General features: G+C 32.3%; 23 protein-coding genes. 10 read left to right on the plus strand and 13 right to left on the minus strand.

Annotation, left to right across the window (positions count from 1 at the left end):
- Positions 1-150: 150 nt before the first annotated feature.
- Positions 151-2001: a DNA topoisomerase 3 gene (locus ACFOUY_RS06395; RefSeq protein ID WP_378959647.1), complete on the plus strand. Its 1851-nt coding sequence runs from the start codon at positions 151-153 to the stop codon at positions 1999-2001.
- Here ACFOUY_RS06395 and ACFOUY_RS06400 read toward each other — a convergent pair.
- From ACFOUY_RS06400 to ACFOUY_RS06435, 8 genes are all read right to left on the minus strand, one after another.
- Positions 1998-2372, minus strand: coding sequence for a response regulator (locus tag ACFOUY_RS06400; protein ID WP_378959648.1), 375 nt, complete (start codon positions 2370-2372; stop codon positions 1998-2000). The two genes, ACFOUY_RS06395 and ACFOUY_RS06400, sit on opposite strands and share 4 nt — an antisense overlap.
- Before the next feature lie 159 nt (positions 2373-2531).
- On the minus strand, positions 2532-4445 hold the full coding sequence (locus ACFOUY_RS06405) for an AAA domain-containing protein (protein WP_378959649.1): 1914 nt from the start codon (positions 4443-4445) through the stop codon (positions 2532-2534).
- Between the two features lie 35 nt (positions 4446-4480).
- Positions 4481-4864 carry a DUF3037 domain-containing protein gene (locus tag ACFOUY_RS06410; protein ID WP_378959650.1) on the minus strand — a complete coding sequence of 128 codons (384 nt, stop codon included), beginning with the start codon at positions 4862-4864 and terminating at the stop codon, positions 4481-4483.
- Complete coding sequence (locus tag ACFOUY_RS06415; RefSeq protein WP_378959651.1) at positions 4842-5633, minus strand: HipA family kinase; 792 nt, start codon at positions 5631-5633, stop codon at positions 4842-4844. Before ACFOUY_RS06415 ends, ACFOUY_RS06410 begins: the two co-directional genes overlap by 23 nt.
- 106 nt (positions 5634-5739) lie before the next feature.
- A complete protein-coding gene (locus ACFOUY_RS06420) occupies positions 5740-5931 on the minus strand; it encodes a hypothetical protein (protein ID WP_378959653.1) in 192 nt (63 codons plus the stop codon).
- Between the two features lie 343 nt (positions 5932-6274).
- Positions 6275-6793, minus strand: coding sequence for an isopentenyl-diphosphate Delta-isomerase (gene idi / locus ACFOUY_RS06425; protein WP_378959654.1), 519 nt, complete (start codon positions 6791-6793; stop codon positions 6275-6277).
- 35 nt (positions 6794-6828) lie between these two features.
- Entirely contained in the window at positions 6829-7665 is an 837-nt protein-coding gene (locus ACFOUY_RS06430) for a phytoene/squalene synthase family protein (RefSeq protein WP_378959655.1), read from the minus strand.
- The gene (locus ACFOUY_RS06435) at positions 7662-8555 is read right to left on the minus strand and encodes a MerR family transcriptional regulator (RefSeq protein ID WP_378959656.1); all 894 of its coding nucleotides are present in this window, start codon (positions 8553-8555) and stop codon (positions 7662-7664) included. Before ACFOUY_RS06435 ends, ACFOUY_RS06430 begins: the two co-directional genes overlap by 4 nt.
- A gap of 252 nt (positions 8556-8807) precedes the next feature.
- Between ACFOUY_RS06435 and ACFOUY_RS06440 the strand changes: the two genes are divergently transcribed.
- The 3 genes from ACFOUY_RS06440 to ACFOUY_RS06450 all read left to right on the plus strand — a co-directional run bounded on the left by ACFOUY_RS06440 (position 8808) and on the right by ACFOUY_RS06450 (position 11561).
- Complete coding sequence (locus tag ACFOUY_RS06440; RefSeq protein ID WP_378959657.1) at positions 8808-9548, plus strand: LytR/AlgR family response regulator transcription factor; 741 nt, start codon at positions 8808-8810, stop codon at positions 9546-9548.
- A gap of 26 nt (positions 9549-9574) precedes the next feature.
- Entirely contained in the window at positions 9575-10687 is a 1113-nt protein-coding gene (locus ACFOUY_RS06445) for a sensor histidine kinase (RefSeq protein WP_378959658.1), read from the plus strand.
- 130 nt (positions 10688-10817) lie between these two features.
- On the plus strand, positions 10818-11561 hold the full coding sequence (locus ACFOUY_RS06450) for a LytR/AlgR family response regulator transcription factor (protein ID WP_378959659.1): 744 nt from the start codon (positions 10818-10820) through the stop codon (positions 11559-11561).
- 164 nt (positions 11562-11725) lie between these two features.
- On the opposite strand, the gene ACFOUY_RS06455 is transcribed toward ACFOUY_RS06450, so the two are convergent.
- Complete coding sequence (locus tag ACFOUY_RS06455; RefSeq protein WP_378959660.1) at positions 11726-14434, minus strand: PQQ-dependent sugar dehydrogenase; 2709 nt, start codon at positions 14432-14434, stop codon at positions 11726-11728.
- 329 nt (positions 14435-14763) lie between these two features.
- Between ACFOUY_RS06455 and ACFOUY_RS06460 the strand changes: the two genes are divergently transcribed.
- From ACFOUY_RS06460 to ACFOUY_RS06480, 5 genes are all read left to right on the plus strand, one after another.
- Complete coding sequence (locus ACFOUY_RS06460; RefSeq protein WP_378959661.1) at positions 14764-15114, plus strand: hypothetical protein; 351 nt, start codon at positions 14764-14766, stop codon at positions 15112-15114.
- Between the two features lie 635 nt (positions 15115-15749).
- Positions 15750-16412, plus strand: coding sequence for a phosphatase PAP2 family protein (locus ACFOUY_RS06465; protein ID WP_378959662.1), 663 nt, complete (start codon positions 15750-15752; stop codon positions 16410-16412).
- Positions 16413-16852: 440 nt separating this feature from the next.
- Positions 16853-17371: an RNA polymerase sigma factor gene (locus tag ACFOUY_RS06470; RefSeq protein ID WP_378959663.1), complete on the plus strand. Its 519-nt coding sequence runs from the start codon at positions 16853-16855 to the stop codon at positions 17369-17371.
- Positions 17372-17489: 118 nt separating this feature from the next.
- A complete protein-coding gene (locus tag ACFOUY_RS06475) occupies positions 17490-18155 on the plus strand; it encodes an HAD family hydrolase (RefSeq protein ID WP_378959665.1) in 666 nt (221 codons plus the stop codon).
- Between the two features lie 89 nt (positions 18156-18244).
- Positions 18245-19048 carry a S1/P1 nuclease gene (locus ACFOUY_RS06480; protein ID WP_378959666.1) on the plus strand — a complete coding sequence of 268 codons (804 nt, stop codon included), beginning with the start codon at positions 18245-18247 and terminating at the stop codon, positions 19046-19048.
- A 386-nt stretch (positions 19049-19434) separates the two neighbouring features.
- Here the strand turns inward: ACFOUY_RS06480 and ACFOUY_RS06485 are convergent, their stop codons facing one another.
- The 4 genes from ACFOUY_RS06485 to ACFOUY_RS06500 all read right to left on the minus strand — a co-directional run bounded on the left by ACFOUY_RS06485 (position 19435) and on the right by ACFOUY_RS06500 (position 22654).
- Positions 19435-19617, minus strand: a complete 183-nt coding sequence (locus ACFOUY_RS06485; RefSeq protein WP_378959667.1) for a hypothetical protein — start codon at positions 19615-19617, stop codon at positions 19435-19437.
- A 416-nt stretch (positions 19618-20033) separates the two neighbouring features.
- Positions 20034-21116, minus strand: coding sequence for a PAS domain-containing sensor histidine kinase (locus ACFOUY_RS06490; protein ID WP_378959668.1), 1083 nt, complete (start codon positions 21114-21116; stop codon positions 20034-20036).
- A gap of 130 nt (positions 21117-21246) precedes the next feature.
- Positions 21247-21711, minus strand: a complete 465-nt coding sequence (locus tag ACFOUY_RS06495) for a VOC family protein (RefSeq protein ID WP_378959669.1) — start codon at positions 21709-21711, stop codon at positions 21247-21249.
- A 64-nt stretch (positions 21712-21775) separates the two neighbouring features.
- A complete protein-coding gene (locus ACFOUY_RS06500) occupies positions 21776-22654 on the minus strand; it encodes a polyphosphate kinase 2 family protein (protein ID WP_378959670.1) in 879 nt (292 codons plus the stop codon).
- Positions 22655-22797: 143 nt separating this feature from the next.
- On the opposite strand from ACFOUY_RS06500, the gene ACFOUY_RS06505 reads away from it, so the two are divergent.
- Complete coding sequence (locus ACFOUY_RS06505; protein WP_378959671.1) at positions 22798-25242, plus strand: transglycosylase domain-containing protein; 2445 nt, start codon at positions 22798-22800, stop codon at positions 25240-25242.
- The last annotated feature ends 23 nt before the right edge of the window (positions 25243-25265 follow it).

The following is a 25265-nucleotide window of genomic DNA, read 5'->3' on the forward strand; positions in this document are numbered from 1 at the left end:
TTATCATGCTTTCGATTAATAATTGATTATCAGATATTTTCATTTAAAAACTGTTTCTAAATCCATTATAACCAATATTGTGAGTAAAATTTTAAGCCTTACACGAATATTTTTAATCATCTTTGAGGTTTAAAAAACGGAACCTAATTAATGAAGATTGTAATTGCAGAGAAACCATCTGTTGGTCGCGAGCTTGCCAAAGTTTTCGGCGCTACCACCAGAAAAGACGGATACATTGAAGGTAAAGGCTACTCTTTTACCTGGGCATTCGGTCATTTACTGCAACTTGCACCACCACAAGATTATGGTTTTATTGGCTGGCGGAAACAACATTTACCAATGTTACCTGCAAAATTTAAACTTGCTGTTAGAAAAATAAAAACGAAAGATGGTTTTGTTGAAGACCCAGCCGTAAGAAAGCAGTTAGATACCATTAAAAAACTTTTCGATGATGCAACAGAAATAATCGTTGCAACGGATGCCGGGCGAGAAGGCGAACTGATTTTTAGATACATTTATTATTATTTAAAGTGTAAAAAACCCTTTAAAAGGTTGTGGATTTCATCGCAAACTGATGAGGCAATAAAAGATGGCTTCAGAAATTTAAAACCGGGAACAGATTACGACACGCTTTTTAATTCAGCTCACTGCCGCTCTGAATCTGATTGGCTTGTTGGTATGAATGCAACACAAGCTCTAAGTATATCTGCAGGAAACCGAACAGTACTTTCGCTTGGTAGAGTACAAACACCTACCCTTGCTATGATTTGTGCTCGGTTTTTAGAGATTAAAAATTTCGTTCCACAAACTTATTTCCAGATTAGTATTCAGCTTACTAAAGACGAACAGACTTTTAAAGCCATATCTACAAGTAATTATAAAGATAAAGCTGAAGTTGAAGCCATTTTTAGTTTAGTTGAAGATGTACCTTCAGGATTCCCGATTGGAGGAAATGTTACCGCCGTTGAAGCTAAGCCAAGAAAAGAACCACCTCCGCTTTTACACGATTTAAGTTCGTTGCAACAAGAGGCAAATAAGAAAAAAGGTTACACCGCAGATCAAACCTTAAACATTTTGCAAAACCTGTACGAAAGTAAATTGGTTTCTTATCCACGTACTGGTAGCCGTTATATTGGCGACGATGTTTTTGCCGGCGTACCAGCATTGATTGATAAGTTTGTCAATCATCCCGATTTCGGTAAGCAAGCGCAGTTTTTACAAACCGCCACATTAAACAAAAGAAGTGTAAATGCCAAAAAAGTAACCGATCACCATGCTGTTTTACCAACTGGCGAAGAAGCTTATGGATTAAGTGCTGATAAACAAGCTGTTTATGATATGGTTGTAGGCAGAATGATTGAAGCTTTTCATCAGGAATGCTTAAAAGAAATTACAAAAATTACGATACAATCTGGCACAACTTTTCTTGCCAATGGAACGGTAATACGCTCTGCAGGATGGCGTTCTGTTTTCAACGAAACAGAAGACGACAAAAAAGACGAAGATAATGCAGCGTTGCCAAAAGTAGCGGTTGGTGAGCAATTACCAATCGTAGAAAAAAGCTTGCTAGAAAAACAAACCAAGCCAAAAGCAATGTTTAACGAAGCATCTTTATTAAAAGCGCTGGAAACATCAGGTAAAGAAATAGAAGATGAAGAATTGCGTTATGCAATGAAAGACAGTGGATTAGGAACTCCAGCTACTCGTGCGTCAATTATAGAAACATTAATTACGCGAGAATATATAACCAGAGAGAAACGTAACCTAGTGCCAACAAATAAGGGATTGGCTGTTTACGAAGTTGTAAAGGATAAACAAATCGCCCAGGCAGAATTAACCGGCCAATGGGAAAAACGTTTAGAAGAGATTCGTACTGGTGCCTCAGTAAAAGATTTTAAGGCAGAAATTACAGAATACACAAAAACGATTACTAATGAACTGCTTATTGCAGGCGCAACGATATCTGGTAAATTAGAAGAACAAAAAACCGAAAAGGTTTAAAGTTTAGTATCGATAAATTCTTTTGTAACTTTATTCATATGCTCATCTTTCTGAATAAATCCAATTGCTCCGGCTGCTGTATATTCTGCTTCCAAAGTTTTTTTATCGTTACCAGTAAACATTACAATCTTTAAATCGGGATGATCTTTTTTAATCATAAATACTGTATTTGGACTGCTATCGCCATTTGGCATGTTGATATCCAGTAAAAGCAAATCGAATTTTTCAGCGCTTAATAAATTAAATGTTTCTTCCAGATTGGTAGTTTGTTTTATCTGTGGATTTATTAGATATTTTATAAAAAAGCCACGCATTACTAACCGCATTAACTCGCTGTCATCAGCTATTAAGATTTTAAGGTTTTCTTTCATTGAAAATTTTGACTGATGAAATTTTTGATCTAGTCAAATAAAATATCATCAATCAGTAATTCTAGATAGAGTATTTACTCTATATTTTCAATAAGATGCACTAGAAAGGACGATATTCAAAAATAGCATTTTTATCCTTTAATGAAAAAAATAAATGACTTAAGCTTCTCTAAATTCCCATGCGCTATGATAGGCACCTAAATACTCTGCATACTCCATAAAATTATTGTAAAATATCGATCTTGATAAAGTAGCACCATCACCAATTACAACAAGCTTTTTTCTAGCTCTTGTCATCGCAACGTTCATTCTCCTTATATCTGACAGGAAACCAATCATGCCTTCAGCATTGCTTCTAGTTAAACTGATATAAACAATATCTCTTTCCTGACCTTGAAAACTATCTATTGTATTAGCAGAAATTTCATCTGTGTGAGCCATTAAAATCGGGTTTGCGTGCATAAGCTCTTTTAGTAAGTGAACCTGCTGTTTATATGGTGATATAACGGCAATGCTGGGAAATTTGGCATCTAAATACTGAGATTCGATTGTTTCAATAAATTGGCCTAAATGTTTTAGCAAAAAAACTGCTTCTTCCGGATTCGTGGTACTTGTACCATCTGCCCTTTCGTCAAAACCACAGCCAGCTGTATCTATAAACATTAAAGGTTCGTCGTTTTGGAATAGGACATGCTCTGAAACCGAAGCATTAGCAAGCAATTTATCATCATAAAAAACTTTTGATGAATAGCCCATTATTTTACGATTCATGCGATATTGTTCGTTTAACAAAACCACTGCATCGGGATGAAGGCTAACTAACTTCTCCAATAAAGTAGTAGACAAACCATTTTTTGCAGCTTCAGCAGATTTTATAGTTGGCGACAACTGAAAATGATCTCCAGCAAAGATCACTTTTTCGGCTTTTAAAATAGGTATCCAACAGGCTGGTTCGAGTGCTTGTCCAGCTTCATCAATTACAACGGTATTATATTTTAAGTTTTTAACTGTATAATGGTTAGAACCAACAAGTGTAGCTGTAATAATCTGTGCGTTGTTAAATAAATTGTCGATTATATATTGCTCAGAATTTTCTATTTCCTTACCAATTTTATGAGCTTCATCGAACAATGCTTTTCGCTGATCTCTTTCTGCCTTGCCAAAACTTCGCTTGTATTTATGAGCCATATTTTTATACTCGTTAGCTTGTTTTTTCAACGCTTTAATCGATTTCATTTCAGGGTGCTCGGCCATTTTGTAATCTAGTGTAGCATGAATTAATTTTTCAGAAACCCTTGCTGGATTACCAACTCGAATTACATTTAGTCCTTCTTCTGATAATTTTTCGGTTAGTAAATCTACTGCCGTATTACTTGGTGCGACAACCAGTATTTTTTGGTTTTCTTGCTTGCTTAATGCTTTAATAGCCTGTACCAAAGTTGTTGTTTTTCCCGTCCCAGGTGGCCCATGAACTATCGCCAATTGATTTGCTGACAGAATATTGGTTACTGCGTTTTGCTGCGAAACATTCAGCTTTTCTGATGAATAGTAAGCCGAATTAAGTTTAAAATCAGGTTTTTCGCTACCTGTTAAAATTTTTATCAACTTATTTTTTGCCGAATCATCTGAAATTAAAACAGCTTGTTTCAAAGCGGCATTCATTTCATCGTAACTATTATTATCAAACAATAAATCAACGCCTAGTTTGCCATCTCTTGTCCAATCCGGAAGTTCATCTAAACGTAAACTGATTTTCATCTTATTACGGTTTAGATGTGCAATTACACCTTCTATCCTATCTGTTTTAGGATCATGATTAGAGAATAAAACAACTGCAGAACCAAAACGAAATTGTTGAGATAGATCCTGATGGGTTGTTCTTTCAATTTCGACGGTAATATAATCGCCTCTGCCAATTTCCGTATTACGAATAGCAATTGGATACCAAGTTAAACCCAAAGTTCTCCTATCGGCAGCAGAAGTGTTTTCTGTTAATTTTAAGAATGTTTGATGATCGGCTTTGCGTTCAATATCAAGCAAATCCTGAAGTTTTTTGAAATAATCTTTAGACAAAGACTGAAATGTTAAATGTAAATTGATGGAGATTTTTAAAGCACTAATTGTTCATGAAGTTTTAACAGCGTTTCTTCGGCATTAATACAAAAACCCGGATGTACTTTTGAACATTGAACAACCGTGCTTCTTGTTGCCGTTAACCAGCGAAAACGAGAAGCCATATCATATTGACCGATTGTTCCGGATCCGTCTGCTCCTGAAGTAATGCGCTCGAAAGCAATTAAATTTGCTTCAATTTCTTCTACATCTAAACCTTTTGAAAATGCTTTTAGTTTACTGTAATCGATTGTGAAAATTGCTTTTAGATATTTCTGTTTGGCACAATATAGTACGATTCCAACATTTAAAAATTCTTCACGTTCTACCCTTGGCATAACCCGAATTACAGCATACTCAAATAAATGTCGCTCTTGCATACTGTGCTTCCTTTAAAAAAATATCTGAACTTGCTAATCGGTTTTCTAAAAAGCTGGCGTAAGCCATACGATGTTGATCTTTATTCTCGAAAATATTCTCACCTTCTAACCACTCGTCTGGAATTAATGAAACTATTATTTTAAAATGCTCTGGTTTCAAGATTGATCTGAATTCAGCATCTACCGTTTCCAAATCATTAGCCCAAGGCAACAAAACATGATCTTTAATTAACGCAAATGGTCTCTTTGCCTGTTCTTCCCAATTTTGCCATGAATGATGAAAATATAAAGAAGCTCCGTGATCAATTAACCATAATTCTTTATGCCACAAAAGCATATTAGTATTACGGCAGGTTCTATCCATATTGGTAAGCAAACAGTCTAACCACACAATTTGCGAAGCCAGTTTAGAATCAATTTTAGTTACAGTTGGATCGAAAGTAATTGCACCAGATAAATAATGAAGCGCTAGATTTAAGCCTACACTTGCCTTTAATAAATCCTGAATTTCTTCGTCTGGCTCGGTTCTGCCAAACGCTTCGTCAAGATTGGCAAAAACTAATTCCGGAACACGTAAACCTAAAATTCTAGCTATTTCACCGCCAATTAATTCGGCAATTAATGCTCTTGGACCTTGTCCCGCTCCTCGAAATTTTAATACATAAAGAAAACCATCGTCGGCTTCGGCGATGGCTGGCATAGAACCTCCTTCTCGCAAAGGCGTAACATATCTTATTACGTTAACTGTTCTCAGTTGAATATCGTTCATAAATTATATTGCCAAATTTAGAAGAAATCTGCCAAATAAGTAGATTATTGGATCGAGAACTAAAATAACTTCAACTTTAAATCTGAATAATAAATGTTAATGTTCTTTATTCTTCATTATGAAGAAAATTCATGCCTTCAGGCGTAATAGAAGATGACCATTGAACGGCTTCTCGATTTATTTTTATATAACCAAGATTTTCGAGTTCTTCATATTGTTCATCCATCCCTCCAAGAATAGATGAGCTTACTTGTTGATCAATAACCTCTAGTAGAGATTTAATTTCTGCTCGTTCCATTATAAAATAGTTTTTAATTAAACATTTAAAACTTCATAAAGTTTAAATTTAAGCTTTTTATAAGAAACTGTTTAAAAATGATTTATAGATTTTATAAAGGTGCGTGGGGACACGCACCTTGGCTATTGCCATGGAATGTGTCTCCACGTTCTATAAAGTAATTGGAGTTGAAATTTAAACAGTTTCTAAAAGAATTTGACAATTGTCAAAAAGATAAAAAATCAAAAAAACGTAAAAGTTTTAACAAAAAATTCGGTTTTATCGGAACTAAGTATATCTTTGCTCTTGAGAGCGTTAATTTAGATGCGGGTATACGACGAAAGTTGTATGCCCGTTTTTTATTTTAATTAGTTTTTATTGCTTCTAGTACGCTTTTAAGGCATATTTTGAGCCAAGGAGTATACAAATCCGGATTTGTTTTTATATCTTCTTCTAAAACTTTCAGATCAATATATTTGTAAGATTCTACCTCGTTAAAATTTATGGTTGGCAACTCGTCAGAAGTTCCAAAAAAAACATGGTCAAGCTCATGTTCAATTAATCCATCAGCAAACTCTGCTTTATAAGTAAAATTGAAGCCATAGGTTAAATCGCAATCCATACCCATTTCTTCTTGCAATCTTCTTTTTGCAGCACCCTCATTATCTTCTCCAAATCTTGGATGACTGCAACACGTGTTAGTCCAGAGACCACCAGAATGATACTTGTTAACTGCTCTTTGTTGTAAAAGCAATTCGCCTTTCGAGTTAAATATAAAAACAGAAAAGGCACGATGTAGTAAGCCCTTTTCATGAGCCTCCATTTTCTCCATCTGCCCTGTTGGCCTGTCGTTTTTATCTACAAGAATTACTTCTTCAATCATTATTAATATAAATATTCGGGATGAGAATTAAAATTTTATATAACATTTAATTTGTGACGAATCATGCTATCTAACATCAACCCAACTTTACGGTGATTAGAAATCCTGATTCTTTCGTTCATTATTCTTTCTGCTGATAAACCCTTAATTTTTGTAAAAAGCTTTCTGTAGTAGATGTAAGATAAATAAACGCCGCTTCTTGACGACAATGGCAGCATTTTTATACCAATCAAAGCCTGCTCAAACTCGGTTTCTATTTCAGACTCGATAGCTTTTTTTTGTTTATCGCAAAAGGCTGCAAGATTTACATTAGGAAAATAACTACGTTTTAGCGACTGATGATCGGCTTTTAAATCTCTTAAAAAATTAACTTTTTGAAATGCCGAACCTAATTTCATTGCATAAGGCTTTAATTTTTGATATTCAACTTCATCTCCATTGGTAAATACCTTTAAGCACATTAAGCCAACAACTTCTGCAGAACCAAGTATGTATGTATCATATAATTCTGGTGTGTAATTTTTTTCCAACAGATCCATTTCCATACTATTCAAAAACAGAATAATTAACTGATGGTCAATGCCATATTCATTTACAACTTTTTGAAAAGAATTTAAAATAGGATTTAAACTGATGCCTAGTTCTAATGCTTCGAAAGTATCGGCTTTAAATTTATTTAACAGATACTCTTTATCAAAGGAGTGAAAACTATCAACAATTTCATCGGCCAAACGTACAAAACCATATATCGAATAAATAGGCAAACGAAGATTTTTATTCAAGAAATATATTCCGAACGAAAAACTGGTACTATAAAGCTTTGTTGTAATTTTACTGCAATCTGCAGACAATTTGTCGAATATTTCTTTCATAAAACAGGTAAATTTTGAACTTTATTTTCGAATTCTTGCAATGAATTTATTTGATTAATTTTTTTTCCAAGTTTTAACTGGTTAGGGCCATAAGCATTACCAGCAAAATAAATTTTAATTGATGAACAAATTTTCTCTAGATCTTCTATATACTTTTGAGCTGCTTTTTTAGCCCTTGATCTTACCATAAAAAATAAAACACTGTCGATATCATTTTGCTCTACCACTTTTTTTATAGAATCTAGAGGAACTTTTGAACCTAAAAATATAACTTTCTTGCCATTAGCTTTAAGGATATAATTTGCAAACAGTAAACCTATTTCATGGTCTTCATCCTCGGGCAAGAAAAGTAACCAGGTTTGATTGGCATTTTCATTTAACGGTAGATTATCAATCGCTGCATGTATTTTTCTTCGAATAATATTCGATAAAAAATGCTCCTGTGCAGGGCAGATATCATCTTTACGCCACATTAAACCCAATCTAACCAAAATTGGATACATGATATTTTTATAAGATTCTAAAATCCCGAACTTACTAATACATGTATTTAAAAGATTATCAAATGAAAATTCATCGTAACATAGTCCATGCTTAAGTAATTGAGTTACATAATACTCAAAGTTAGATGTTTCAGAAATAGACTGAAGTTCTTTTTGTAATAAACGACTAATATCTTCATCAGAAAGACTGCAAATTTTAGATATTTTTAAACCTGATTGATTAAGACTTACAATGTTTAGCAATCTTTTCAGCTGATCATCATCATAAAACCTGGTATTGCCTTCAGTCCGCATCGGTTTTAAAGCATTATACCTTTGCTCCCAAATCCTGATGGTATGAGATTGCACTCCTGAGAATTGTTCGAGGTCGGATATGGAGTAAATCATTTTTGTTTAAATATATTAAATAAAATCTAAACAAAAATAATATTGGAAAGTTTTTCAATAAATGTTTGAAATTTTATATTTCAGCATATATTTCAGAGAAGAACAGGTAGTTTATTTCTTTGAAAATCCTTACCAACCTACACGAAAACTATATAATCCTTTACAAACAAATTAAAATCCATTACTAAAACATTTTTTTTTCTAAATTAGAACAGTTGCCTTAATTTGCATTCGTTTTAGCCGCTGCCTTATATGAGATTGAAGTGTATTGTTATTGATGATGAAAGCCATGCGGTTAATGGGATAAAATCTTATATAAACACACTCAAAAATCTCGAGTTATTTGAGGTTTACACAGACCCTTTGCAAGCGTTAACCGAAATTGGATCTGGCCCCGATGTTGACATTATTTTTATGGATGTTGATATGCCAATGATTTCGGGTATTGAACTCTCAAAAGCAATTAGGCATAAAACCTCTAAACTTATTTTTACCACCTCGCACAGTAAATATGCTTATGAAGCTTTTGAAATGCATGCAAGTGCTTACTTGTTAAAACCTTATACTTTTGCACGTTTTGCCGAAACCATTAACAGATTGTTTCCACAATCTATAGGCACTCCTCAGATTAGTTTACAGAAGCAAGAAGATTATTTTTTTATCAGAAATAAAAATGATAATAACAATCTTGTTAAGGTTCGCTATAGTGCGATTGTGGCAGTAGAAAGTTTACAAAATTATGTTAGGATTTACACATCTGATGAAACTATTGTTTCCTACATTGGCTTATCCGAAATTAAAGATGTTTTAAAAGAGCATTCTAATTTTATACAGGCACATCGTTCATTTATTATTTCTAAAAATCACATCGAAAAGATTGATGGCAGTTCTTTGAAAATGACGAACCATCTTATCGTAAACCTAGGCAATAATTATCGTGATGAAATTTTGATGTACATCAAAGATAAAACGATTAAAACTGGCCGCTCTTAATCTAACCGAAAACCTTCTCTAAATTAATGATAAAAGCAACAGGCAAAACCTTAAGGCGACAAAATACAATACTAAAATGGCTTATAGGTAATAAATACAGTTTTATTGGTTGGGCTGCTTTTTTATTCTACGAAATTGTTGTTGTAGGCCTTTATACAGGGAAATTTGGCTATTTGGGGGCTTATATTTTCCATTATTTTTTAAATATCTCCATTTTTTATGTCCATGCCTTAATCGTTTTAAAATATGGGTTAATGTATAGAAAGCAAATTGTTTGGAGAATGCCTTTACTTTTAATTACAGAAATTGGCGTATATCTATCTGCAATGTATATAGGTTATGCCTTTATAAATAAATATACGCATATATTAAATCCGATAGATCCGGTTTTAAATACCACATTCTATCTTGCCGGAATATTCCGTTCAGGTTACTTTATAATTTTTGGTACAGGTTATTACTTTCTGCTAACTTTTCTTAAAGAAAGAAAAAAGACTGAACAGCTTGAACAACATCGATTAAACAATATTATCCAGTTGGCTAAATCAGAAAATGCATTTTTGAGAGCACAAATACAGCCACATTTGCTATTTAACACACTAGATTTTATTTATCACAATGCAAAAGAAAATTCGCCTCTTGCTGCTGAAACAATAATTGCATTATCTGGTATGATGAGATATGCTGTTGATAGCAACCATAGAGAAGATTTTATAGACTTAGGTGATGAAATTGAACAGGTAGAAAACCTCATAAATCTTCATCAGTTGAGAAATAATCATGATTTACAAATCCAATTTAGTTATGATGATGAAGTTAAAAATGAAAAAATTATTCCTATGATTCTCATCACTTTAGTTGAAAATATTTTTAAACATGGTGAATTGAAAGATAAATCTAACCCCGCAATTATTAAAGTTGCAATTGACGATGAAAATCTTCTTATAGAAACAACTAATCCAATAAAAAGCAAAATTCACGAGGCTAAACGAGCCGGTACAGGAATTAGTAATATTAGAAAAAGATTAGAATATGCTTACAGAGAGAAAACTGTTTTTAAACACTATTTCGATGATAATGAACACTTTAATATTAAAATTACTGTAAAAAAACAGAATTCTTTGAAACATTATGCCTAAATTAGCTTTACTTTACCCTTAACCAGGATAGAGTGGCGTAAAATCTTTAAGAAAGATTTAAATGTTTTTGAATAAATTTTTTGCAGCAGATAAAAATTTAAATTACAAATCTCAAAACCCATAAAAATATATGCCAATTAATTGTATTGCTATAGATGATGATCCGAATTCCTTGGAAAACCTTAATTATTATTTGAATACTTTACCTGATTTACAACTAGTTAAAAGTTTTACTGATCCATTAAAGGCTCTTACCGATATTTCAGTTTCTGATGAGGTTGATATTATTTTTATGGATATCGAAATGCCTGTCCTATCTGGTATAGAATTAGCTTCACTATTAAGACAAAAAACAAAATATCTTATATTTACAACTGCTCACTCGCGATATGCAATTGAAGCATTTAGCGTAGAGGCTGATGGTTATTTATTGAAGCCATATTCTATGATTCATTTCACCGAAACGATAAATAATCTTTATCCAAACGAAGGAAGTGAAGGCTCTGAAATTGAAGATGATTTTTTCTTTATTCCTGGACAAAACGAAATAGATGAATTGGTTAAAATAGAATTTAATGATTTGGTTTCTCTTGAAGAAATAAATGATATGGTTTACTTTAGAACAATTAAACAAAATTACATTAGTTTTAAGTTGAGCTTTAGTAAAATGTTAGATATTGTTAGAAAGCACCCGGCATTTATTCAAGTAAGCTCATCTGCAATTATATCCAAAGTACATATAAAGAGTTTCCTGGGCGATCAGATTGTACTTACTGATGGTATATCAGTATCACTTGCAAACAAATACAAAGAGTCTTTTCTTTCTTTTGTAAAAGAGAACTTATTGAAGAAAAAATTAGTAGAGGATAATTAGTTTTATAAAAAAATATTTTTGAAAAGGCTGTATCAATAATTTTAGGATTTGGTAATCTGCTTTTCGAAGGTTTTTCAAACATGAATTTGTTCAATTCAACAGGCTCAAGCTGATAAGTTTTGCAAATAATTCGATTATATTCCAGCCTTCTTTCTATTAAATATTTATTTGCTATCTAAGGTTATCGTCCTTAAAAATAAATCGTTTTTAACTTCTTCTTTGATAACCTTAAATACTATAAAAACATTGTGAAATTTACCATCGTTTACACTTTCAACTGGGATATTTATTTTACCGGAAGAAGATTTGCCAATTAATTTTCCATTCTTTTCATCTATTCTTATCTCAATATTATAGTTTTCATTGGCTATTTTACTAGAAAATAGAATCTTAAACGACACTATATCAGTTAAATCAATTAAAGCCAATTTTAAGAATGCTGAGTTTTCATTCATGTTTAATCGACCATTATCATCACGATTAAATCCATTAAAATCTTTTATATCTGCTGAAGTTATGATATTGTTTTTTAAGTTATAAGTATTCGTAGTAGTTAAAGGTTTTAAGCCTTTGGCACCCAAATCTGTATAAGTTGCCTTTATAGTTAAAACAGGTTTTTCTCTGTTAATCGTTTCAGGAGGTGTTATTTTGCCAACAGTAGGAAGCGAAGCTTTATTCGTTTTTTTGGCTGATAAACTCATAACCCACTCTACAATTTGTTTTACTTCACTTTCTTTCATAGCGGCATGTGCTGGCATCGGTACTTCACCCCAAACACCACCACCTCCTTTTATTACTTTTGAAGCCAGATAATCAACTGCCTGTGGGTCTTGCTGATATTTAGTAGAAATTTTATTAAATGCAGGACCTATAGAAGCAGTAGAAATTTTATGACAAGTACTGCAGTCAGATTTCATCATTAATGATTTACCAACTAAACTTTGTGCCGCTTGTTGATGTCCTAACTGTGCTCCTGCTAAATCTGTTCCTTCAGTATAAGAACTGGAAACGTAGATTCTTTCTTTATTAACTACAGAGTTTTTATCTGCAATTAAAACCTGGTAACTAACTGGTTTACCAGGAAAATAAAATGACTTATTACCAGCCAATAAAATATCAACTTTTGGGTGTTCGTTACCAGCAAAAACCCTAATTACTTCGCTCTTTGCAGAGGCTTTTTCTTTATCTAAAACTTGAACACTAATTGGGTATTCACCAGCTTTTGTAAAAGTATATTGCAATTTTGGTATGGCAGTTATTTTTTTTATACCATTACCAAGGTTCCAAATGTAGGTTAACGGACCACCGTCTGCATCTTTGGCATTAACATTTGCAATTAATTTATAAGGGAGTAATCCGCTTGGTTTTTCAATGTTCAAACTTGAGATTGAAGGAGGTCTGTTTCCCGTTAAATAATCTACTCTGGCAATTCCTGCATCCGGATTTTTAGTAAACCAACCTTTTCCATACTCTAAAATGTAAATTTTACCATCAGGACCAAGTTCCATATCAATTGGAGCAGAAAAAGATAGATTTGGCATTATCGGTTCCATGCCAACGTAATCTCCATTCGGTTTCATAGTCACCGCTTTTATCCACCCCCTAACCCATTCATAAATGATAAGCTTTCCATCGTAATATGCAGGATAGGGAGAGGCGCCGGGTTTATTATACAAAACTGGACCCGCCATTGCAGTTCTTCCCCCAGAGCCAACTTGCGGAAATTCTTTTGATTCTCCATAAGAATACCAAATAAATGCAGGCTGAGCTGCTGGAACTGTAGACATTCCAGTATTGTTTGGTGAATTATTTATTGCGCCATTCGGATCAAAAGCAGAACCATTAGTTCCATTCGTAAAATCGTAAGCCTTATATGGGTAATTATTGCCAATAAAATATGGCCAACCAAAATTACCTGCTGTCCTGGCTTGGTTCACTTCATCATAACCTTTTGGCCCCCTTAACTCATCATCACTGTTTGCATCTGGCCCAACTTCTCCCCAATACAGAAATCCGGTTTTCTGATCTACTGATATCCTATAAGGATTTCTATTGCCCATTACAAAAATTTCAGGCCTGGTATTAGGTTCGCCTTCGGGAAATAAATTTCCCTCTGGGATTGCATAAGTTCCATCTTCATTTACCCTAATCCGAAGCACTTTTCCTCTTAAATCATTAGTATTCCCAGCAGATCGTCTGGCATCATATTGTTGCAATCCTGGTCTGTTATCTAATGGTGCATAACCTCTATTAACATATTGCTGTTTTGGTACATTAAATGGTGTAGAGTTATCTCCGGTCGAAATATATAACAAGCCATCGGGTCCAAAAGCCAGCGAACCACCTGTATGGCAACAAATTTCTCTTTGAGAATAAAATTCTAGAACGACTTTTTCAGATGATACACTTAACATATCGTTTATCATTTTAAAGCGTGATAAGCGATTTACTGATTTCCCAACAGGACTGTAAAATAGATATACATATTGATTAGAAGCGTACTGCGGATCAATTGTTAAACCCAACAGCCCTTCTTCTGCATTTACGTCTGATAATCCTGTTTTATAATAAACATCTAACTTGGCAACTTGCGAAAGCTTTTTTGTCTGATTTTTAAAAAGCATTAATTCACCTCTTCTTTGCGCAACTAAAATATCTAAATTTGGTAATACTGCCATTTCGGTTGGTTCAGTAAATTGGCCTTGAATCAAACTAACCTTCACAAATCTATCTTGATCTGGGGTGTCAATTTTCATCTCTTTTTGTTTTGAGATTGTTAAATCCTTACTATCAAAAGAATTATTGAATAGCGATTTAGAAATAAATATAGTAAAAGTGATGCCTAGTAATAGGATGGTAAAAAATACTTTCATGTAATTTGGCTAGGATATTAATATTCCTTAAATATAATCGAATGTTTTAAAACGAATAGAAACTGGCAATTAAAAATCAGGTAATATTATTATTGCTTAACTAAGAAACTGTTTAAAAATGATTTTTCATAAAGATGCTTGGGGACACAGACATTGGCTATTGCGATGCAACGTGTCTCCACGTTCTATAAATTAATTGGCGTTGAAATTTAAACAGTTTCTAAAATATAATTTACTTTTTTAGACTATTATACAACTATCTAAAGTTTGAAGATTACTTTTGTTTAAGGATTATGCTCTTATTTATAATTTCTATTAAATCATCCCACATGAAAAAAATATTATTTTTTGTTGTTTTCTTCTTTATAAGCTATTTAGCTAAAAGCCAAACTTTAATATTGGCTAAAGATGCTGCCCAATATGTTGGAAAAAACGTTACTGTTTGCGATTCTGTGTACAGCACCAAAGCACTCGAAAAGTTAACCTTAATCAATCTTGGTGGCGCTTATCCGAAAGAACTTTTAACTATAGTGGTAAATAAAGAAGATATCGGTAAATTCTCTTCAGAACCTGCAAGTATGTTTTTAGGAAATAATATTTGTGTAACAGGTACAATTAGCGAATTTAAAGGGAAGCTACAAATCGTGGTTACAGAACCAAAGCAAATTGTTGTTAAATGATATTAGATTTAAATTGAATCATTTTAACCCCTCCTTTTAAAAGGAAGGGCGAAATGATGAGGCATAATAGATGTAAGGGTCAATTTAATTTATATTCTTATTGCAGATGTCTATAAGTGCTTTAGCAGTCGACAAAGAGGTAGCCTTGCCGACTGTTTAAGCGTAGATTTCCTATAATCTGCCTCAAAGATTGTAATTCAGAATAATATCTCCTATTAACTTATACATAAAGGATAAAAACCGTGATGAAAAGGTATTATTCCTTGATAAAGATTTATTTCGAAAGGTTTTTATTTGAAACAACTTTTTCTATAAATGTTTGTTTTAAACCGATATCATTTAAAATCTACATAATAAATGGCTAGAGCCAATAAATCAATTTACAGTTCCTTAGCGGATCTTTTAATAGCAGTTACGAAATTTATATAGCTGGTGGTTTTACAATTATACAGCCACAACAATTACCGTAACAAAATTTATAAAGTAGGGTAATGTTTAGGAAAATCCTTTTAACATGAATTATGATTTATCACCTTGAAAAAAACCCAATTGTTATAAAATTTAAAAGCTACAAAACGTTAAAGAAAGTGATGACAAAATAAATTTTATAAATTTGACAATCCTATTTTTTAAGCATGACTAAAAAGCAAACGTTCCTAATAATACTTTCCTTCTTACTTATAATTTGCTTTGCGTTACTAAGTGTTTTTATCGCCAAAAATCCAATCTTGCCCTTTGATATTGAAATATCATTGGCTGTTCAAAGATATCAATCTAAATGGCTAGATAATGTAATGTTAGCGATTAGCTTTTTTGGAGAATTACCTTGGTCGTTACTTTCGGTTTTAATTGTTGCCGCAATATTTTATTTCAATAAATATAAAAGAGAAAGCTTATTTATAACCATGATTTTATTTTCGGGTTTAATTATTCTCGGAATCAAAAATATCATTGACAGACCCAGGCCGACTAGTTTTTATGTTAGATTATTGGAAGTTAATAGATTTCAAAGTTATCCGAGTGGCCATGTTTTATCTTATGTTTTATTTTTTGGTTTTTTAATTGTCCTCATGCAAAACCTAAAAACCATTGCTAAAGGTTGGCGAAATTTCATTACTGTTATATCAGCATTTCTAATTTTAACAATAGCACCATCAAGGATATACCTTGGCGCTCATTGGTTTACTGATACACTAGGTGGCTTTTTACTAGGCTTAATTTGTCTATTTCCCCTTTGTTACTTCTATTTTAAAAAGAGTGGATATATAAATCAATCTTCCATCACAGAAAACGAATAAAAACTTCCTTTTTGCTGTAGGCTTTTCTTCTAAATAGATCGGAAAGAAGGGTTTTCTAAAACGCATAACAAACTAATAATAACTTGTATAGATTTAGATAAAAATAAAACCTAAACTACTGATTAACAATACCATTTTAAGGGTATTTGCAATTGCTAAGTATAAAGAAACTAGGCAACGCTATAATATTATTAATAAATTAGTTTTATTGTTCTAATCCTAGTACGAGTAAAAAAATCTATTTAAGGGAAACTACTTAATCATTAAGTATAAATACGTTATTTAAAAATCTCCAGAACTACAATTTCCATCAACAAATCCATTATTATTAATTTAAAAATGAGTTTATGTACTATTTAGCAAAATAGTATAAAATAATTACAACCTATTGATGGTATAAGTTTTGTTCGTTTAAAAGCAACATCTTAAAACTAGAAATCATGACTACAATCGAATTCAATCAAATGGTTAACACACATTCTGTATCATTAAAATCACATGCATTAAAATTTACAAATGATGTTGAAGATGCGAATGATCTTGTTCAGGATACATTAGTTAAGGCTATTAGGTTTTATAAAAATTTTCAGGAAGGAACTAATATTAAAGGTTGGTTATTTGTAATAATGAGAAATACATTTATTAACAACTACCGCAGAATTACCAAAACAAGAACACTAATAACCCAAACTGATGAAATTTCATCAATAAATTTAGCTCATAGTGCAACCAAAAATCATGCTGATGGAAAATTTATTGTTGATGATATAAATAAGGCTTTAACTAGTTTACCAGAGGCTTATTACACCCCTTTTGTAAAATACTTCGAAGGTTATAAATATCATGAAATTGCTGATATGCTTCAAATTCCTTTGGGAACTGTTAAAACCAGAATATTTGTAGCAAGAGAAATGCTTAAAAAATATTTAAAAACCTATGACAAGGTTAATCATTTTTAAAAAAAATAGCCATTAATGAATGAGTAATACTTACCGTTAATGGCTTTTTTATATACTTACCAGAGCAGCATCAGTTTTTATTTAAAAATTATACCTTTATCTTAAAATAAAAACAACGATGCAATTTCTTCCGAAAGCCCTACTTTTTGATCTTAACGGAACCATGATAGATGATATGGAATATCATAATAAAGCATGGTTTTCTATATTAAATGATGACTTGAATGCAGGCATTAGTTATGGTGATGTAAAGAAACAGATGTATGGCAAAAACGATGAATTATTACAACGCGTTTTTGGAAAAGATTATTTCTCTCAAGCTCAAATGGATGAAATATCTTTAAAAAAGGAAAAAATCTACCAAAAGGATTATTTACCAGATTTGCAATTAATTGCAGGTTTAGATTTGGTATTAAAACGAGCAAAAGCTACAGGAGTTTTAATGGCAATTGGTTCTGCTGCTATTCCTTTTAATATTAATTTTGCTTTAGATGGATTAGATATTCGTTCTTATTTTAAAGCTATTGTAAGTGCAGATGATGTTGTAACCAGCAAACCAGATCCAGAAACATTTTTGAAAGGAGCTGAAATTTTGGGTGTAAAACCAGAAGATTGTTTAGTTCTGGAAGATGCCCCAAAAGGAGTTGAAGCGGCACTTAATGCTGGCATGCAGTGCATTGTGTTAAGCACAGCACATAGCGCAAAAGAATTTAAAAAATATCCTAACGTAATAAAAGTCGTTTCAGACTATAACGATCCTATTTTTCTAGAACTAGTAAAATAAGTCTATAATCTTTCTTCGTAACGGCTTGATGACAATATTTAAAATACAGTTTAAGGCCATACCTTTGCCTAATATTTTAAATATTGAAAATGAAATTCCGCTACCCTTACACATTGCTAACTATTACAATAAGTTTAACTTTAATTTCCTGGGGATATACCGGTCATCGAACTATTGGTAAAATAACTGAGCATTATTTATCTGAGAATGCAAAAGCCGCCGTTAAAGATTTATTAGGTAATGAAAGTTTAGCTGATGCCGCTACATGGGCAGATGATGCGAGAAAATACCCTGAATTAAAAGAAACCGCAAACTGGCACTTTCTAAATTTACCATTAGGTTTAAATTTTAAAGAATTCAAAAAAATGGTTGATACCATGAAACAAGCAAACGTTTATAGTGCTTTAATTAAAGCTGAAGCTACACTAAAACAAAGTAATGCCAACAAAAAAGATAAAATTAATGCTTTAAAATTTGTAATTCATTTTGTAGGTGACATTCATCAACCAATGCATGTATCTCGTGCAGAAGACAAAGGAGGAAACACAATACAACTAAATTATGATGGTAAAGGAACAAATTTGCACAGTTTAATAGATACCAAATTATTAGAACACGAGGGATTAAAATTTGATAGTCTCGCTATAAAATTTAATCAAATACCAAAAAGGAAAATTAGAAAATGGCAAAGAGCGCCTGTTATAAAGTGGGCATGGGAAAGCTATCAAATTAGTTCTAAACTTTATGCCGAAGTTGATGAAATGAAATCTAATACAATTGGTGATGAGTATTATAAAAAACATATAGGTATGGTAGAGGAGAGAATTCAACAGGCATCTGTTCGCCTAGCTGGCTTATTAAATGAAATTTATAAAGATGGTTACATCCAATAAAAATTAACAAAATAAATATTGATTATTTAGAAACTGTTTAAATTTCAACTCCAATTACTTTATAGAACGTGGAGACACGTTCCATGGCAATGGCCAAGGTGTGTGTCCCCAAGCACTTTTATAAAATCTATAAATCATTTTTAAACAGTTTCTTAATATTATGATAGTTATTAACAGTTTTCAACAGGTGTTTATAAATATTTTAGGTTAGAAACCTTTCATTGCATAACTTGTTATAGTTATATAATCAACCTGAAAAATAAGTCCTGTGAGTGGGTTATCCGCGAAGGGCAGGCACACCATAACAATAAGAGAATTACTGAACCACAAAACAGAAAAACCCGTTTATTACACGGGTTTTTCTGTTTTAATAATGACTAGGTTTTTTATTTAACAATAAAAATGGTACCGTCGTTCTTTAGTTTGTAGAAATATTGTTTTTGTCCTTTGGCACAAACGATTTGTATTTTTTCTACTTCACCAGTTTTTCCATTGCGAACGCTAATTTGATCGCCTTCACGAATACTATCTAATTCATGAGCTGACGTATTTTGATTAACTTCTTTCATGATTAATTAATGATAATTTTAAATTATCAAAATTGTTAAGCAAATAATTAATTTGGAAGGTAACATTATATTTTTTTGAGCAAAAAAATTGCAGGTTATTTGATAACCTGCAATCCTCTAAATTAATCATTGCTTCCAATCCTGATAAGCTATTGTATGATTAACGCCAAATTAGGTAAATTGTTAAATAATTAAATGGTATGAATAAAGTGAATAAATTAGAATGTAAAATAATGAATATTAGTATATCTAAATGAACAAAATACCCTCTTTAAATAATATATAGCACTATTATTAACTAGATAATATTTTATTGCAATTATTTATTTTTTTTAACCTTCTGGAAATTTTAAGAATTTGGGAAGATAATTTAACAAGCTTATGGCGATAAGCCCATTTACCAAAAAAGGAATTCGCTATTTTGGTATTTCAATGTAAAAAGTACTTCCAACGTGTTCAATACTATCGAACCAAATCTTCCCTTCGTGTAGTTCTACTATTGTTTTTATTATGGCCATTCCTAATCCCCAAGAATCTTCTCCGTGCAACCCTTCTCGCATGGCAATACTAAAACGCTCAAACAAATAAGGCTGTAAATGAGCTGGGATACCAATTCCATTATCGCTTACCGAAATTAACACTACTGAACCCTTGTCTCGAATGCTTACCTTTATTGTTCCATTTACTTCGGTAAATTTTATCGAGTTAGAAATAAGATTATTAATTACCTGCATAAACTTCATACTGTCAATCATTGCATAAAGCTGTTCATCAGAACTTATAAATTCAAAGTTTCTAAAGAGGTTCAGTTCAGCATGTTGATAAAACCCAATCACGTCTCTAATATCATGGACCAAATCAGAACGCTCTTTGCGTATTTCTACTTCGGAAGACTTTAAAAATTCATGATTAATCAGATTTCGTATAAGTAAAACGTTACGTTCACACATTTCCTTTATAAAAGTTAATGATTTGAGCACCCTTGTCTGCCCACTCAACATACTATTCTGAAGCAAATCAGAAACTGCAAGACTAATCATTGCAAGTGGCTCTTTTAAATCATGGGAAACAATTTCCAGAGCTGTATTTTTTCGTGCATTTATTTTCTCTATATGAAAATTATTATGCTTTGCAACACTAACATCTTCTGCAATACCAGAAATTTGCAAAAGTTGATCATTTGAAAAAAGCGGATAAGTTGTTACTCGAATATATTTTTCTAAATCGTTATTGCAAACAATTCTGAATTCATATTTATGGGAAATACGATCTTCGACGCACTCATTAAAACAATCTAAAACGTGATCTTTATCTTCTTCGTGAACAAGGTTAAAAAGACATAGCGAATTCTCTTTAACCTTATCTATTGAAATTTCAAAAATCGATTCAAAAGCCGGACCTATATAAGAAAAGACATTATGATTGTAATCGAAAACAAAAAATATATCTCTTGATTGATTTCCAATTTGAATAAAAAGCTCGGGATTAGGTAAAGACATAAATAACCAATTTTAATAACCAAACAAAATACTATTAAGGATTTAACGTATAATTAAACAAGTAACTTAAGTTAAAATTAACTATTTATATGCTCATTAATTACAATGTTTTATAATGATGGGAGTATCGTTACTTATCATCATTAACTTCAAGCCAATGCCCATCTGGGTCTTTAAAATAGATCTGCTTTACGCCATCAACTCGCAGAGTAAATTCTCCCTGAGTTCCGGCCCAGCTTTCAAAGCCTATATTTTTCGATTTTAGTTTGCTAATAAAAGCCTCTATTGATGGTACGCTAAAGCATAAATGTTCATTTTTATCATGGATTTCTTTAGTCTTAGCTCCTTGAATTAAATGCAAATGACCAGCACTACCTAAGCTAAACCAAGTATGTCGTCCATCATGAAAAGGTTCTGGAATTTGCGGTAAATTAAAAACACTTTCATAGAAATCGGTTGCAATTTTTAATTCGGTTACATAAACAGCAATATGATTTAAAACTGCAGGCATTTGACTTTTATCAGTTTGCGCCATAATTTTTTGAATAGGGTTTAAAGCAATTATAATTAGTATAAACTTTAAAAAAGTTCTCATAGGAATGTGAATTTTGTTACGTAATGTGGAAAAAATTATCGGGTTGAAATAAAGCTCTATTTATTTACTCTGTCAACAAAATGTTTTTAGTTTCAGCCAATTTACTTTGTTCCAATTCATCAAGAACAGGAAATTTAATATTAAGGCTTTTAAGTTTATCTTCGATAATTTCACTAATCGCTAAACGGGCAAACCATTTTTTATCAGCAGGAATAATGTGCCATGGAGAGTCAGCTGTAGATGTTTCATTTATTGCATCTTCGTAAGCTTTCATATAATCATCCCAAAGTGCTCTTTCCTTAATATCGCCAGATGAAAATTTCCAGTTTTTAGTAGGGTCTTCTATCCTATCTAAAAATCGTTGTTTTTGTTCGTCCTTGCTTACATTTAAAAAGAATTTTAATATTACTGTTCCGTTTGCCGTTAAATGTTCTTCAAAATTTCGAATGCTTTGATAACGTTGTTTCCAAAAATCTTTATTGATTTTTTTTATATCAGTAAAACCAGGTATGTTTTCGCTTAATATATATTCTGGATGAACTTTACAAACCAAAACATTCTCGTAATGCGAACGATTATGAATACCAATTCTACCACGTTCGGGTAAAGCTTTATAATGTCGCCATAAAAAATCGTGTTCATACTCTTCGGAAGTTGGAACCTTGAAGCTAAAAACCTGGCAACCTTGTGGATTTAAGCCACTCATTACATGCTCAATTGCACTATCTTTCCCAGCAGCATCCATTGCCTGAAAAATAATTAACAACGAATATGTTCCCGATGCATAAAGCTTTTCTTGTAAATGGTCAATCTCAATTTTCGAATTTACTAATGCATCTTTAGCCTTTTCTTTGTTATAACCGCCTGTATAATCAGTTTTAGCATTTTTTATCGAAAATTTTTTATCTCCTTGTACAATTAGTCCTTTAAATTCGTTTTTCATATCTGTGTATTAATGTTGTAATTTCTAATATCAATTATTTAAATATAGAACTAAAAAATAAGTAAATTAAAAACGTTAATTTGCATTTAGAGTTTTTTATATTTAACGCCAAAGCTTTTACCAAATACATCATCTTAACCTATATGTTTAAAGAGATAAAAAACAAGTACTTACGTTATTCTGCAATTAGTGTTTTTTTTATAATAATATTTTTCTCTGCGCTTCAACTTAACTTTTTATGGTTGTTTGGCTACTCGCCAAGCTATCATGATATTAAAATCCCTACACTTCGAGTAGGTTCTGAATTATACACTTCTGATGGAAAATTAATTGGAAGGTATTTTAAAGAAAACAGAACGCCAGTTAATTACAACGAAATTGCACCAAGCGTTTTAAATGCTTTAGTTGCTACAGAAGATGTTCGCTTCTATAAGCATTGGGGAATCGATGCCCAGGCCGTTGTTAGAGCTGTTGTAGGTTTTGGTAAAGATGGTGGCGCTAGTACAATTACGCAACAATTAGCTAAAAATTTATACCGTACACGGTATAATAAATCGCAGGGTCTATTATCAAAAATACCTTTGGTTAGAACCATTGTTTTTAAATTAAAGGAATGGATGACGGCAGTAAAATTAGAATCAAACTACCAAAAAAATGATATTATTACCATGTATTTAAATACCGTTTCGTTTGGAAACAATACTTATGGTATTAAAACTGCAAGTCGTATTTATTTTGATAAAGAAGCAAAAGATTTATCGACAACTGATGCTGCATTGCTAGTTGGAATGCTAAAAGGAACCTCGCTTTACAATCCAACCAAAAACCCTGAAAAGGCGTTAATTAGAAGGAATACGGTTTTAAGCCAAATGAATAAATACAAATATTTAAGTAAAGATAGTTTAGATCAGTTATCTAAAGAGCCTATTAAACTTAAAGAAGGTAAAATGGAAGATGGCAGTGACGGCGATTCTTATTTAAGAGCAGCAGTTGCAAAATATCTGGAAAAGTGGTGTAAGGATAACGGTTACGATTTGTATGAAGATGGCTTAAAAATATATACAACTATCGATTCTAAACTTCAAAAATATGCAGAGGAAGCTGTACAAGAGCAAATGAAAACTTTGCAACGCAGGTTTTATAGTGTTTGGGGAAATGAAGACCCTTGGTACGACTCTGAAAAAAACAAAGTTGATTACCCAGATCGTGCAATGAAAAATTTACCGATTTATGCTTTACTACAAAAGAAATTTTCGAATGCACCAGACTCAGTAACTGCATATTTTAATAAAAAGAAAAAGATGCAAATTTTCACCTACAAAGGTGATAGAGATACCATGTTTTCAACCTTAGATTCAATTCGTTATTACGGAAAAATCATGAATACAGGCATGATGACCATGGAGCCCGCGAGTGGTAAAATTAAAGTTTGGGTTGGAGGAATAGATCACAAATTCTTTAAATACGATCACGTAAATCAAGCAAAAAGACAAGCTGGCTCTACATTTAAACCATTTGCATATTTAACAGCTTTAGAGCAAGGAATGAATCCATGCGATAAATTTACAGATAAACCAGTAAAAATCGCTTATCAGGATAAAGGACAAACTAAATATTGGGAGCCAAAAAATGCTGATTATAGCGTAACATACAGAGAAATGAGTTTGCGTTGGGCAATGGCTAAATCGGTAAATACCATTACTGCTCAGGTAACAGAAAAAGTTGGATGGGATAATGTTGTTAAATGGGCTCATGAATGTGGTATTGATAGCCATTTAGAATCCGTTCCATCAGTAAGTTTAGGTTCTAATGATGTTAGTGTTTATGAAATGGTAAAGGCTTACAGTACGTTTTTGAATAAAGGTGTTAAAACCGATCCGATTTTGGTAGAAAAAATAACCGACCAGGATGATAATGTTATAGATGATTTTAAGCCCAAAACCAAAAGAGTTTTAACCGAAGAAATTGCCTGGTTAATGTTATATATGTTCCGTGGAGGTATGGAGGAACCGGGCGGTACTTCTCAAGCATTATGGGAATGGGATCTATGGAAAAAGAATAATCAAATTGGCGGTAAAACCGGAACTTCATCAGATTATGTTGATGCCTGGTATATGGGAATTACTAAAGATTTAGTAACTGGCGTTTGGGTTGGTTGTGATGAAAGAACGGCACACTTTAAAAACGGAGAACAAGGAGAAGGTTCTAGAACTGCTCTGCCTATTTTTGCGAAGTTTATGGAGAAAGTTTATCATGACCCAACTTCGGGTTATACTTATGGGCCCTTTCCAAAAGCAACTGTAGATATTACTAGAACAATTAATTGTCCAAGTCCGCGTATTGTACAAGATACAACCTCTAGCGATAGTGTTTCTGTAGATTCTACGACAGTTACTGAACCAGAAAATCCAGAAACGGCAACTCCAACTTCGACAACTGAAATGGAAGTTAAAAAAGAAGAGAAAAAGCCAGAATCCGCTCCGATTCAACCTGCCGTTGTAGTTCCCTTAACTAAAAAGGAAGAACGCGAATTGAAAAGAAAACAAAGACAGGAAGAGCGTGAGAAGAAAAAAAATGGAGATAATTAATTTCGAATTATTCTCTTAAAATG

Origin of the sequence: Pedobacter jamesrossensis, from assembly GCF_042650905.1 — a bacterium.
Classification (GTDB): Bacteria; Bacteroidota; Bacteroidia; order Sphingobacteriales; family Sphingobacteriaceae; genus Pedobacter; species Pedobacter jamesrossensis.